We start from the raw sequence: 11,594 nt of genomic DNA, 5'->3' as shown, positions 1-11,594 counted from the left end.
GAACGGTGTTACGGCGCTCCTGAGACACAGCCGCAGAATGGAGCCCCGCCTCGAGATCGAGGTGAGTGGGGCGGCACGGTTTCACCTACCCCTGGAGGTTCTCATGCACGTCGGACTCGGTCTGCCCATTTCCGATCCCGCTGCACTGCTCGACTGGGCCCGCCGCGCCGATGCGGGTCCGTTCTCCACACTCGGTCTGCTCGACCGGCTCGTCTACGACAATCCCGAACCACTGGTCGCGCTCGGCATGATCGCCGGTGCCACCAACCGCATCAAGGTGCAGACCGAGGTGCTCATCGCGCCACTGCGCGAGCCGTCGCTGCTCGCCAAGCAGGCCGCTACCCTCGATCGCATGTCCGGCGGCCGCCTGGTGCTCGGCCTCGGCGTCGGCGGTCGCGCGGACGATCACATCGCCTCCGGCACCGAACTGCGCTCCCGCGGCCGTCGCATGGACGAACAACTCGAGATCATGCGCCGCCTGTGGTCCGGCCGGGCGTACGGCACCGACTGCGGACCGATCGGTCCCGCGCCGCTGCGTCCCGAAGGACCCGAACTGCTCTTCGGCGGTTTCCAGCCCGCCGCCATCGATCGCGTCGGCCGTTGGGGTGGTGGCTTTCTCGCCGCCGCAGCACCGTCGTGGGCCGGTGGCCTGTTCGACACCGCCCGCCGCTCCTGGAAGGAACACGGCCGCGAGGGCGAGCCCCGCATTGTCGCCCAGGTCAATGTCGCGCTCGGCGCACCCGACCTGATCGAAGACGCCCGCACCTCGATGGGCGCCTACTACGAATTCAGCGGTCGCGCCGAGTTCATGCTCGCCGGAATGCTCACCACACCCGACGAGATCCGCACGGCCATCAGCCAATTCGAGGATCTCGGCGCGGATGAGGTCATGCTCTACTGCTACGGCCGCGACGCCGACCAAGTGGACCGCCTCGCCGACGTCATCGCGTAACGGACGAAACTGTCAGCGCTTGCCCGGCGTCTCGCTGCTGATGACGCGAGCGCCGGGCACCGGTCCGCTGGCCGTGCGCACGCTACGGCACACACCGGCCCCCGCGAGTTCGGCCGCGACCGCCACCGCGCCGTCCTCGCTGTCACACAGGAATGCGCAGGTCGGGCCGGAACCGGAGACCAGCCCGGCAAGCGCCCCGGCACCAACACCCGCACGCAATGTTCGTCGCAACTCGGGTTTCAGCGACAGCGCGGCCGCCTGCAGATCGTTACCCAGCAGCGGCGCAAGCTGTTTCGGGTCACCGGAAGCCAGTGCCTGCATCAGCGCCTGCGGCTCACCGAGCCGGGGCGGGGTGCCGTTCTCGCGTAGTCGGTCGAGTTCGGTGAAGACCGCGGGCGTGGACAATCCGCCCTTGGCCAGCGCGAGTACCCAGTGAAAGGTATTGCGGGACAACACCGGAAGCAGCCGCTCGCCGCGGCCGGTGCCGAGCGCCGTTCCGCCGTGCAGCGCGAACGGCACATCGCTGCCGAGTTCGGCTGCGACCGTGAACAATTCGTCGCGGGTCAGCCCGACATCCCAGAGTTCGTTCAGGCCCACCAGCGCCGCGGCGGCATCCGCACTGCCGCCTGCCATGCCACCGGCCACCGGAATGCCCTTGTTGATGGCGATTTCCACCAGCGGTGCGCGGCCGGCCAGATGGGCGACGCGCACGGCGGCCTTCCACACCAGATTGGTGCGATCGGTCGGCACATCGTCGGCGCCCTCGCCGCTGACCCGCACGGTGAGCGAGGCAGCCGGTGCTAGTTCCAGATCGTCGCTGAGCGAGAGGGCTTGGAACACGGTGGTCAGATCGTGATAGCCGTCCGCGCGCACGTCACCGACGCCTAGGTGGAGGTTCACCTTGGACGGCGCGCGCACGATGACGGGACTTGGCACAACTGACAACACGGTGCTCAAGCCTATCCCGTGGGTACGACAGGTGCTCAGGTCGAGATGAGACATTCACCGCCCATGTGTCGGACGGTTACAACAGCGCCCCGCCGGTGGCATCGATCCACTGTCCGGTGATCCACCGCGAATCGTCCGAGGCGAGGAATGCGGTGATATCCGCGATATCACCAGGCTGGCCGACTCGATTCAGCGGCGACATTCCGGCCACCACCGCCTCGGTCTCGGCATTGCGCAACCAGTTCGCGTTCATATCGGTATCGATCACGCCCGGCGCGACGGCATTCACGGTGATGCCGCGGGCGCCGAGTTCCTTTGCCAGCGTTTGGGTGAACGTATCGATCGCGCCCTTGGTCATCGTGTAGGCGATCAGCTGCGGCATTCTCGCCCCGTGCGTGAGGCCGGTGGAGACATTGACGATGCGGCCACCGTCGCGCAGCCGATCCAGCCCCAGCTTGGTGACGAAGAACGGCGCCTTCGCATTCACGGCGAAGACCCGGTCGAAGGCGGCCTCATCGGTGCCGCCGATCGGTTCGCGGATGCCATCGATGCCCGCGTTGTTGACGATGACGTCCACGCCGTCGGCCTGTGCGTCGAATGCGGCCCACAGCGCCGCGGCATCTCCGGGCACGCCGAGTTCGGCCTTGATCGCGAAGGCCGAACCGCCCGCCGCCTCGATGGCGGCAACGGTTTCCTTCGCCGCCTGCTCATTGCCGTTGTAGTGCACGGCGACCCGCGCCCCGTCCCGGCCGAGCCGCTCCGCGATGGCCCGGCCGATGCCGCGGCTCGCGCCGGTGACCAGCGCGGTCTTGTCGTCGAGCGGGCCGGTTTGCAGCAGTGCACCCATGACGGGTTCCTTTCTCTAGCGGTCACTACAGAAAGGACGTTAACATATTCTCTAGCGAGCGCTATAAAATGCGGATATGAGTGCACCGGCCAGAGGACGCCCCCGCTCGTTCGATCGGGACGCCGCGCTGGAAAAGGCGCTGCGCCTGTTCTGGGCGCGCGGTTACGAGGCGACCTCGATCGGCGATCTGACCGCGGCGATGGGCATCGGCGCGCCGAGCCTGTACGCCGCATTCGGCGATAAGGCGACGCTGTTCAACGAGGTGGTGCAGGTCTTCGGCACGCGCTACGGCAGCTTCATCCCGCGCGCGCTCGCCGAGGAGCCGACCGCCGAGGCGACGATTCATCGCATCCTGCGCGAGGCGGCGACGGAGTACACCCGGCCCGATTGCCCGCACGGCTGCCTGGTGATCAGCGCGGGACTCAACACCACCAGCACCGAGATCGCCGACATGCTGCGCGCGCTTCGCAACCGGAATGTGGCGGCCTTCGCCGCGCGCATCCAGGCTGATATCGATGCGGGTTCGTTGCCGCCGGAGGCCGATGCGGCCACGCTCGCGCGGTATGTCGGCACTGTCATGCAGGGCATGTCGCAGGCGGCCCGAGATGGCGCGAGCGCCACGGAACTCGAGCGGGTTGCCGAAATGGCCATGCACGGTTGGTCTTCCGCCGTTTGATTCGGGAACTTTCCAGACCTCTGCGGCGACTGATCGACGGAACCTCGACGCAACTCACCCTTGCGTTCAATACCCTCCGGGGGTATGTTGATTTGCGTCGGGGATACCCCCGCACCGTATTATCGAATGTGAGCGAAGGAGTCGGAGATGGCCACGAGCACCTACACCGTCACGGGGATGACCTGCGGACACTGCGTCAGCTCGGTCAAGACGGAGATCGGCAAGATCGATGGCGTGACCAGCGTGGACGTCGACCTCGCCAGCGGTGCGGTCCGGGTGGACAGCACCGCACCGCTCGCCGACGCCGATATCGTCGCCGCCGTTGACGAGGCGGGATACGAGGTCGCCGTCTGATGCAGGCCCGGCTGAGATTCGCCGCGGTCGGCGGCGGTCTCGTCGCGCTGTTCGGTGTCGCACTCGGTATCGGCGCCCTGGTGGGCGATCCGACCGGATCGACACCGGACCACGGCGCGATGGCGCACACCGAACAGGACACCGGGCTGTCGGATTCGCGATCCGGCTACACCCTGACCGACCTGAGCGCGCCCACCGATCCGAATCGAGCCGGGGCCCTGCATTTTCGGATCACCGGACCGGACGGAGCTCCGGTCACCCGATTCACCACCCAGCACGACAAGAAGCTGCACCTGATCGTGGTCCGCTCGGATACCACCGGATATCGGCACGTGCACCCGACCATGGACGACACGGGCACCTGGTCGATCGATTGGAATTGGACAGCGCCCGGCACCTATCGCGTCTTCGCCGATTTCGTCCCAGAACGGGGACCCGGCGATCTGGTCCTGAGCCGGGCCGTGACGGTCGCGGGACCAGCCGAGCTCCAACCACTTCCATCCGAGTCCCGGTCGGCGACGGTGGACGGCTACCAAGTGCGCATGGCGGGCGATCCGAGCACCGCGGGCAGCGAACTTCGTTTCACCGTGACGCGCGACGGCGCGCCGGTGACAGACCTCGAGCCGTATCTCGGCGCGTACGCACATCTTGTGGTCTTGCGGGCCAACGACCTTGCCTACCTGCACGTCCATCCGCAGGGCGAAATCGGCCGCACCCCAGCCGGTCCGGAGGTCGGCTTCCATGCCCAGACCCCGAGTGCGGGCGTATTTCGGTTGTATCTAGACTTCTCCCACGGCGGTGTCGTACATACCGCCGAGTTCACTGCGCGCGTCGAATCATCCACAGCGCCATCCACATCCGATGGTGGACACCATCCGGGTGGCGGTCACCCCTGACCGTATGCGCCGACCAGCCCATGCTCGAGCTGGCATTCGGCGCGATGACCTGCGCTTTTCATGCGGCACGCGGAGTGTGGCGACACGCGCGAATTGATTGCCGCGGCACATGAATCCGGTTCCGCGACCAACAAGGCAAAAGTTGGTTATCCACAATCTGTTTCGCTCGCGGCGACACCCCCGCAAGCGAACCGCTCGGATAACGCCGCGCATGATCCCGCCTCACCCGCCACAGAAACCGACCAGTCCGGCAATCCTTCGCCATTGCCCGATACGGATTCCAAGCGCACACTTGGGAAATCCAAGTAGTTGATTGGGGAAACCGTGGCAGACGGTACTCGGGATCGCATCGTCGCCCAAGCGCTGCGCTTGTTCGCCGAACAGGGTTACGCGGCCACCAGCGTGGCGGCGATCGAGGAGGCGGCCGGACTTTCGCCGCGTTCCGGGGCGCTGTACACCCATTTCGGGTCGAAAGAGCAGGTGCTCGCGGCGGCCGTCGCGGGCGCGGTCGAATTGGCGCAGACCGGCTTCGCGCTGGCGTCGATGTTTCCGCTGGGCGATCTGCGGGCCGAACTCGTTCTGGTGGCGCGCGGCTCGCTGCTGCTGATGACGAACTGGCGCAATCTGATTCGGGTCATGATGAAGGAGAGCGAACAGTTCCCCGAGGTGATGTCGCAGGCCAGGGAGCGACTGTTCACGCCCTCGTATCGGTATCTGGCCGACTGGATGACCGAACGTGCCGCGCAGGAAGGTCTGCCCGAGCGCGACTTCGAGGCGACGGCCGCCGTCTGGCTCGGTGCGATCGAGAACTACTGGGTGATGTCGAACGTCTACCACCATCCACCCTTCGACATGGACGACGGAAGGTTCGTAGCCGAATGGGTTGATTCCCTACTCACCGCACTGGGGGCGAAACAATGACCTATACCTTCGATCTCAACGATCCAGCCGTCATCGCGGATCCATATCCGAACTACGCGCGACTACGCGACGAAGCGCCGGTACACCACTCGACCGACCCGGACCTGTGGCTGGTCAGCCGCTACGACGACGTACGCACCGTGGTGCGCGACGCCCAGCGGTTCTCCTCCGCGGTCTCCGCGATCGACTCCGATCCGTTCAATCCGAGCATGCAGCCACCGAAGTTGCTGCGTCGCCTATTCGCTGGAATACCCGCCATCCGGGTAATGCTGACCAGCGATCCGCCGGACCATACGATGTTGCGGCGCAAGGTGAGCCGCGTGTTCACCCCGCGCCGGATCGCCGAATGGGAGCCCCGGATCCGCGAGGTCACCGCACAGCTGATGAACGATATGTTGGCCGCCGACCGACCCGCAGATCTGGTCCGCGATCTCGCCTCACCACTGCCCGCCACAATCATCGCCGAAATGCTGGGCGTGCCCGCGGCACGCCAGGACGATTTCAAACGCTGGTCCGACGAACTGGTCGACGGATTGCTCACCGGCGGCAGCCGAACCAAGATGATCCGCAGCGCGATCGCCATCTCCTGGTTCTTTGTCCGCACCATTCGCCGACGCCGCCGCGCACCCGGCGACGACCTGATCAGCCTGCTTATCACCGGCACCGGGGACGAGGCGCTCACGCTTCCCGAGACCGTCAACTTCTGCGTCCTACTGCTGGTCGCCGGCCACGAGACGACAACCAACCTCATCGTCAACGCCATGCTCGCCCTCTTCGACCGCCCAGATCTCCGCGATCAGGTCCGTGCGAATCCCGAGTTGGCCGCTGCTGTCGTCGCGGAGGCGCTGCGCTTCGACGGTCCCGGCCAAGGTCTGCTCCGCGTCGCGCGCACGGATATCGAACTGAGCGGCACGACGATTCCCTCGGGCGCCTTTGTCCTGCCGCTGATCGGCTCCGCCAACCGCGACCCGCGCCGATTTCCGGACCCGGACGAATTCCGTTTGGACCGCCCGAATATCCAGGACCACTTGGCCTTCGGCGCGGGCATCCACTACTGCATCGGCAGCGCCCTCGCCCGCATCGAAGCCACCGCCGCCATCGCGGAAATCACCCGCCGTATCCCCGATATCGCTCCGGCCGGAGCGCCCGAGCGGATAGCCAGCCCCGTCCTGCGCGGTCTACGCACCCAACCGATCACCTTCACCCGCAACGAGATACACGCGGGTTGAACCTTCGGGGCTCACGCCTGGGCGGCGAGGCGGACGAAGGCTGCGGTGTCCAGGGTTTCGCCGCGGGCGGTCGGAGCGATTCCGGCGGCGACGAGGCGGCGTTCGGCTTCGGCGGGAGAACCGGCCCAGCTGCCCAGGGCGGCGCGGAGGGTTTTGCGGCGCTGGGCGAAGGCGGCGTCGACCACCTCGAAGACGCGGCGGCGGTGCGCTTCGTCCATCGGCCACGGCGGTTCGGCGTAGCGCTCGATGCGGACCAGGCCGGAGTCGACCCGGGGCACCGGCCAGAACACCTGGGTGCCCACCGCGCCCGCGCGGCGAACGGTGCCGAAGAAGCCCGCCTTGACGCTCGGGACGCCGTAGACGCGACTGCCGGGCTCGGCGGCGAGACGGTCCGCGACCTCGGCCTGCACCATCACCAATGAGGTTGTGATGCTGGGCAATTCGGCGAGCAGGTGCAGCAGCACCGGCACGGCGACGTTGTAGGGCAGATTCGCCACCAGCGCCGACGGCGCAGCAGGCAGTCTGTCCGCACGAACCCGCAGCGCATCGGCCTCCACGACGGTCAACTGCCCGGCCAGTTCCGGCGCGCGATCGGCGACGGTCACCGGAAGATGTTTCGCCAGAACGGGATCGATCTCGACGGCGATGACCGAATCCACCACATCGAGCAGCGCCAATGTCAGCGAACCGAGGCCCGGCCCGACCTCGAGCACCGCATCCCCGCGCCCGACCCCGGCCGCCGCGACAATCCGCCGCACCGTATTGGCGTCGTGCACGAAGTTCTGTCCGAGCTGCTTGGTCGGCCGCACGCCGAGTCGCTCGGCCAGTGCCCGCACCTCGGCGGGCCCCAGCAGCGCAGCACTCCCACGGGCGGAAATATCGGGTTCGGACACGTCCGACAACGTATCAACCCGCCCGCTGTGATCAGCCGATGCCCAGGCGACTCGTGCAGGCGGGCCAGGCACCCCACCCCTGGCGGGCGCGGGTGACTTCGGCGATGGCGATCTGTTCTTCGCGGGTCGCCAGGTCGGCGCGCGGGGCGTACTTGAGACCGCCCTGACGTTCCCAGGTGCCCTGGTCGAACTGGATGCCGCCGAAGTAGCCGTTGCCGGTGTTGATGCCCCAGTTACCGGTGGACTCGCAGCGGGCCAGCGCATCCCAGATATCACCGTCACGCACCGGCGGCACCTCGGTACCGGGCTTGGCCCCCTTGCGGACCGTCTTCGGCTGAGCCGTCACCTTCACATTGGAAGCGATCGGCCGCCGACTGACCTCCTGGCCATTGACCATGGTGACCGCGAACGTCACGTCCTGCACACCGGGCGCGCCCTGACTCTCCACCACGGTCCGGCTCATATTCAGGGTCGGATCCTCGATCACATTCTCCGGCGGATCCAGCGGCACCGTCTCGACCTTGTTCTCGACGCGCTGGCGGGTCACCACGATCCGCAGCCCATCGGTGAGCGGCGTGGTCGCCGCGGGCTCGACGGTGTCCTGCTCGATCAGCGGAATGCCCGCCGCGGTGAGGAATTCACCGACGGTCGGCGCGGCCAGTCGAACATCGACCGGATTGCCGATGCCGTCGAGCAGCGATATCGAACGCGGGCTGGCGATCTGCAGCGCGGCGCCCTCGAGCGGCAACTTCTCGTTGCGGGCGGGGGAAACGAATACCTCGCGGGGCAGGTGCAGTTGGTCGACCACGTCGCCCGCGGTCAGACCGGTCGACCACACCTTCTCGGGCTTGCCGTCCAGCGATATCGCGACCTCGCGCGCCCGGTTGTAGGTGATGGTCGCGCCATCGGTGATCGCCGCGGCCAGCGCGGGCCGGACCAGGTCGCGGTCGTTCACATCGAACCCCGCGGCCTTCAACACCCCGCTGACGTTGCGCGACATGGTGGTCTGCGTCATCTGCTCACCGTCCACGACGACCGTGACCGTCTTGCGGTTCACGATCGCCATCGCGGCACCGACGATCAGCGTCACCAGCAACGCCGCAACCGCCGCGTACAGCAGCGGCGAGCGGGACTGGTTGATCCTCGTGAATGGAGACATGGTCACAGTACGATAACGAAGGGGTCAGCGGTCTACAACCGTCGTGTTACGACCGGCGGGTATCAATATCACAAACGAATATCGACGCCGCAGGTAAATCACAAAACGTGCCGACCAAAGTGACCTAGGACACACTTACCCGCCCAAATGTGAAACAAGATCAGGTGAAATTGGGCGCCACTCGCGATTCCACCTGATCTCGAATTCAGATGCCGTAGATACGGCGGGCATTGGCGGTGGTGATTTCGGCGAGGGCCACCGGATCCTGGTCGCGCAATTCCGCCAGGGCGCGCACGGTGTAGGGAAGGCAATACGATTCGTTGGGTGCGCCACGGAATGGATGCGGCGTGAGATATGGCGCATCGGTTTCGACCAAGATCTGGTCATCGGGCACGACCTTGGCGGCCTCGCGCAATTCGTGCGCGTTCTTGAAACTCACCGTGCCGGAGAAGCTGAGGATGTACCCCTCGGCGACACACGACATCGCCATATTGGTGTCCGAGGAAAAGCAATGGAAGATCACGGTTTCCGGAGCGCCCTCGTCCAGCAGTACCGTCAGCAGATCGTGGTCGGCCTCGCGGTTGTGGATCATCAGCGGTTTGCGCAGACGTTTGGCCAGGTCGATATGCCAGCGGAAGCCCTCGACCTGATCCTCGATATCGGCGCAGCCCTCCAGCTTGCCCGGCCAGTAGTAATCCAGGCCGGTTTCGCCGATCGCGACCACGCGCGGGTCGGCGGCCAACCGCTCCAGTTCGGCCTTGGCCGCATCGTCGAGCGCATTCGCCCGCGTCGGATGCAGCGCCACGGCGGCGAACACCCTCCGATCCCAGCTCGCGGCCTGTACGGCCCACTGCGCCGCGGCCAGATCATCGGCGACGGTGACCACCTGGCCGACCCCGACCGAGGCCGCACGATCCACGATCACCGCCGTCGACTCCGCATCGGTCGCCCCGCAGGCATCCAGATGCGTATGCGCGTCGACCAGCGGCGCGAGCGGTTCCGGCAGCTCGGGCGCGGCCCGTTTGGCGCTCATCGGCGAACTCCGGCCGCACCGAACCCGGGCGCGTGACTGCGGCAATCGCGTCCAGGGATATTCACGTGAGCGTCGGAATCCACGCGCATTACAGTAGACACACCATGAGCCCAGCCGACCGCCCCGCCTTCTACATCACAACGGCCATCGCATACCCGAACGGTGCGCCGCACATCGGGCATGCGTACGAGTACATCTCGTCCGACGCCCTCGCCCGCTTCAAGCGGCTCGACGGTTATGACGTCTTCTTCATGACCGGCACCGATGAGCACGGGCAGAAGATGCAGCAGACCGCGGTGGCCGAGGGGGTGCCGGTGGAGGAGCTCGCGGCGCGCAACTCGGATGTGTTCGAGGCGATGGACAAGACGCTCGACATCTCCTACGACCGCTTCATCCGCACCACCGATGACGACCACCAGGTGGCCAGCGCGGCGATCTGGGAGCGGATGCTCGCCAACGGCGATATCTACCTGGACAACTACTCGGGTTGGTACTCGGTGCGCGACGAGGCGTTCTACACCGAGGAAGAAACGACACTGCTCGAGGACGGCACCCGGATCTCGACCGAATCGAAGACGCCGGTCACCTGGACCGAGGAGTCGAACTACTTCTTCCGGCTGTCGAACTACCAGGACAAGCTGCTCGCGCTCTACGACGAACATCCCGAATTCATCGCGCCCGCAACGGCTCGCAACGAGATGGTGAGTTATGTGAAGGCGGGTCTGAAGGACCTGTCCATTTCACGCACCACCTTCGACTGGGGCGTCCCGGTGCCCGGCCATCCCGATCATGTGATGTACGTATGGGTGGACGCGCTCACCAACTACATCACCGGCGTCGGCTTCCCGGATACGGAATCCGTTGCGTTCCAGCGGTTCTGGCCCGCCGACGTGCACATCATCGGTAAGGACATCACCCGGTTCCACACCGTGTACTGGCCCGCGTTCCTGATGTCGGCCGGGATCGAATTGCCGAAACGCGTTTTCGTGCACGGGTTCCTGTACAACAAGGGCGAGAAAATGTCCAAGTCGGTCGGCAATGTGGTCGACCCGCTGGCGCTGGTCGACGAGTACGGCGTGGACGCGGTGCGGTTCTTCCTGCTGCGCGAGATCTCCTACGGTCAGGACGGCAGCTACAGCCATGAGGCGATCGTCGGGCGGATCAATACCGATCTGGCCAATGAATTCGGCAATCTGGTGCAGCGCAGCCTGAAGCTGGTCGCGCGCGACTGCGGCGGTGTGGTGCCGACACCGGGCGAATTCACCGAGGCCGATCGCGCCCTGCTCGACCGCGCCAACGGCCTGCTGGAGCGCTGCCGCACCGAATTCGATACCCAGCAAATGCATTTGGCGCTGGAGGCGATCTGGCTGACGCTCGGTGAGGCCAACCGCTACTTCTCCGCTGAGGCGCCGTGGGCGCTGGCCAAGACCGGCACCGAGGAGTCGCTGGCCCGCGAGGCGACCGTGCTCTACGTGACCATCGAACTGCTGCGCATCGTGGCGATTCTGGTACAGCCGGTGGTGCCGGAGTCGGCGGGCAAGATCCTGGATCTGCTTGCCAGCCAGAACCGTACCTTCGCCGATATCGCGACCCCGCTGGTCCCGGGCACCCCGCTGCCCGAGCCCGAAGCGGTCTACCCGCGCTACGTGGAGCCGAAGAAGTAATCAGCAGAAGGCGATACGTAGC

General features: G+C 66.2%; 13 protein-coding genes. 8 read left to right on the top strand and 5 right to left on the bottom strand.

The window, feature by feature from the left end; all coding sequences use genetic code 11:
* Positions 1–37: 37 nt before the first annotated feature.
* On the top strand, positions 38–952 hold the full coding sequence (locus ACQPZ2_RS07210) for an LLM class flavin-dependent oxidoreductase (protein WP_433524832.1): 915 nt from the start codon (positions 38–40) through the stop codon (positions 950–952).
* Positions 953–964: 12 nt separating this feature from the next.
* On the opposite strand, the gene ACQPZ2_RS07205 is transcribed toward ACQPZ2_RS07210, so the two are convergent.
* Positions 965–1,900, bottom strand: a complete 936-nt coding sequence (locus ACQPZ2_RS07205; protein ID WP_433524831.1) for a 4-(cytidine 5'-diphospho)-2-C-methyl-D-erythritol kinase — start codon at positions 1,898–1,900, stop codon at positions 965–967.
* Between the two features lie 76 nt (positions 1,901–1,976).
* Positions 1,977–2,747 (bottom strand): SDR family oxidoreductase, encoded by a 771-nt coding sequence (locus ACQPZ2_RS07200; RefSeq protein WP_433524830.1) that lies wholly within the window; start codon positions 2,745–2,747, stop codon positions 1,977–1,979.
* Between the two features lie 76 nt (positions 2,748–2,823).
* On the opposite strand from ACQPZ2_RS07200, the gene ACQPZ2_RS07195 reads away from it, so the two are divergent.
* From ACQPZ2_RS07195 to ACQPZ2_RS07170, 6 genes are all read left to right on the top strand, one after another.
* Positions 2,824–3,423 carry a TetR/AcrR family transcriptional regulator gene (locus tag ACQPZ2_RS07195; RefSeq protein WP_433524829.1) on the top strand — a complete coding sequence of 200 codons (600 nt, stop codon included), beginning with the start codon at positions 2,824–2,826 and terminating at the stop codon, positions 3,421–3,423.
* 147 nt (positions 3,424–3,570) lie between these two features.
* Positions 3,571–3,777 carry a heavy-metal-associated domain-containing protein gene (locus ACQPZ2_RS07190; RefSeq protein ID WP_063036709.1) on the top strand — a complete coding sequence of 69 codons (207 nt, stop codon included), beginning with the start codon at positions 3,571–3,573 and terminating at the stop codon, positions 3,775–3,777.
* Positions 3,777–4,673, top strand: coding sequence for a hypothetical protein (locus tag ACQPZ2_RS07185; RefSeq protein WP_433524828.1), 897 nt, complete (start codon positions 3,777–3,779; stop codon positions 4,671–4,673). The genes ACQPZ2_RS07190 and ACQPZ2_RS07185 overlap by 1 nt, the downstream gene beginning before the upstream one ends.
* Before the next feature lie 60 nt (positions 4,674–4,733).
* Positions 4,734–4,982 (top strand): hypothetical protein, encoded by a 249-nt coding sequence (locus tag ACQPZ2_RS07180; protein WP_433524827.1) that lies wholly within the window; start codon positions 4,734–4,736, stop codon positions 4,980–4,982.
* A gap of 15 nt (positions 4,983–4,997) precedes the next feature.
* Positions 4,998–5,594 carry a TetR/AcrR family transcriptional regulator gene (locus ACQPZ2_RS07175; protein ID WP_433524826.1) on the top strand — a complete coding sequence of 199 codons (597 nt, stop codon included), beginning with the start codon at positions 4,998–5,000 and terminating at the stop codon, positions 5,592–5,594.
* A complete protein-coding gene (locus ACQPZ2_RS07170; protein ID WP_433524825.1) occupies positions 5,591–6,823 on the top strand; it encodes a cytochrome P450 in 1,233 nt (410 codons plus the stop codon). Before ACQPZ2_RS07175 ends, ACQPZ2_RS07170 begins: the two co-directional genes overlap by 4 nt.
* Before the next feature lie 11 nt (positions 6,824–6,834).
* Here ACQPZ2_RS07170 and rsmA read toward each other — a convergent pair whose 3' ends face one another.
* The 3 genes from rsmA to ACQPZ2_RS07155 all read right to left on the bottom strand — a co-directional run bounded on the left by rsmA (position 6,835) and on the right by ACQPZ2_RS07155 (position 9,908).
* Positions 6,835–7,716 carry a 16S rRNA (adenine(1518)-N(6)/adenine(1519)-N(6))-dimethyltransferase RsmA gene (rsmA, locus tag ACQPZ2_RS07165; RefSeq protein WP_433524824.1) on the bottom strand — a complete coding sequence of 294 codons (882 nt, stop codon included), beginning with the start codon at positions 7,714–7,716 and terminating at the stop codon, positions 6,835–6,837.
* A 31-nt stretch (positions 7,717–7,747) separates the two neighbouring features.
* On the bottom strand, positions 7,748–8,875 hold the full coding sequence (locus ACQPZ2_RS07160; RefSeq protein ID WP_433524823.1) for a transglycosylase family protein: 1,128 nt from the start codon (positions 8,873–8,875) through the stop codon (positions 7,748–7,750).
* Positions 8,876–9,080: 205 nt separating this feature from the next.
* Entirely contained in the window at positions 9,081–9,908 is an 828-nt protein-coding gene (locus tag ACQPZ2_RS07155; RefSeq protein WP_433524822.1) for a TatD family hydrolase, read from the bottom strand.
* A gap of 104 nt (positions 9,909–10,012) precedes the next feature.
* On the opposite strand from ACQPZ2_RS07155, the gene metG reads away from it, so the two are divergent.
* Positions 10,013–11,572, top strand: a complete 1,560-nt coding sequence (metG, locus tag ACQPZ2_RS07150) for a methionine--tRNA ligase (protein ID WP_433524821.1) — start codon at positions 10,013–10,015, stop codon at positions 11,570–11,572.
* The last annotated feature ends 22 nt before the right edge of the window (positions 11,573–11,594 follow it).

It is taken from the genome of Nocardia pseudovaccinii (genome assembly GCF_050942345.1).
Classification (GTDB): Bacteria; Actinomycetota; Actinomycetes; order Mycobacteriales; family Mycobacteriaceae; genus Nocardia; species Nocardia pseudovaccinii.
This window is presented reverse-complemented; position numbering and strand designations above follow the sequence as displayed.

Bases quoted from the DNA above. Each gene is read 5' to 3' on its own strand.
- ACQPZ2_RS07210 (WP_433524832.1), top strand. From the start codon at position 38: ATGGAGCCCCGCCTCGAGATCGAGGTGAGTGGGGCGGCACGGTTTCAC.
- ACQPZ2_RS07200 (WP_433524830.1), bottom strand. From the start codon at position 2,747: ATGGGTGCACTGCTGCAAACCGGCCCGCTCGACGACAAGACCGCGCTG.
- ACQPZ2_RS07195 (WP_433524829.1), top strand. From the start codon at position 2,824: ATGAGTGCACCGGCCAGAGGACGCCCCCGCTCGTTCGATCGGGACGCC.
- ACQPZ2_RS07190 (WP_063036709.1), top strand. From the start codon at position 3,571: ATGGCCACGAGCACCTACACCGTCACGGGGATGACCTGCGGACACTGC.
- ACQPZ2_RS07185 (WP_433524828.1), top strand. From the start codon at position 3,777: ATGCAGGCCCGGCTGAGATTCGCCGCGGTCGGCGGCGGTCTCGTCGCG.
- ACQPZ2_RS07180 (WP_433524827.1), top strand. From the start codon at position 4,734: ATGCGGCACGCGGAGTGTGGCGACACGCGCGAATTGATTGCCGCGGCA.
- ACQPZ2_RS07170 (WP_433524825.1), top strand. From the start codon at position 5,591: ATGACCTATACCTTCGATCTCAACGATCCAGCCGTCATCGCGGATCCA.
- ACQPZ2_RS07160 (WP_433524823.1), bottom strand. From the start codon at position 8,875: ATGTCTCCATTCACGAGGATCAACCAGTCCCGCTCGCCGCTGCTGTAC.
- ACQPZ2_RS07155 (WP_433524822.1), bottom strand. From the start codon at position 9,908: ATGAGCGCCAAACGGGCCGCGCCCGAGCTGCCGGAACCGCTCGCGCCG.
- metG (WP_433524821.1), top strand. From the start codon at position 10,013: ATGAGCCCAGCCGACCGCCCCGCCTTCTACATCACAACGGCCATCGCA.